The organism is Cellulomonas sp. P4_A2, from assembly GCF_056402515.1.
The window spans coordinates 1-383 of record NZ_JBFUHG010000188.1 but is presented as its reverse complement, the minus strand read 5'-3'; the positions used below and the strand labels follow the sequence as shown (position 1 = coordinate 383).

Genomic DNA, 383 nt, shown 5'->3' with positions numbered 1-383 from the left:
GTGCGGGAGCTGGGCGGCACGGCCACGGCACACACGGAGGAGCACCAGAGGGCGTTGCAGGTCTTCGTGGAGAGCGACGCCGCCCCGCCCCGTTCCGACAACTCGGCGGTGAGGTTCGGAATTTGGCGCCTCGCACCTTCCCGGAGGGTACGAGAGCGGGGCGCCGACACGCGGAGCCCGCCACCCCTCACGTGGCGCTGCGCTCACTCGCCTCGCGCAGATCGCGCTCCACGGCCCGGTGGTGCGGGGAGTCCAGCTCCCCCGCCGCACTGCAGGGTCTCCCGACCCGTAGCAGCTCCCGCCACCGTTCCTGGCTCCAGTCGGCCGGGGCCGTGGTGCGCACGAAGTCCTCGACCAGGGCGCGGAAGCGTGCGGGGTCGCTG

1 protein-coding gene is annotated in these 383 nt (G+C 73.6%); it reads right to left on the bottom strand.

What is annotated here, in order from left to right:
• Positions 1–187 precede the first annotated feature (187 nt).
• On the bottom strand, positions 188–383 hold a 196-nt coding region (locus tag AC1DUE_RS20665), incomplete at its 5' end, for a hypothetical protein (RefSeq protein ID WP_477041269.1).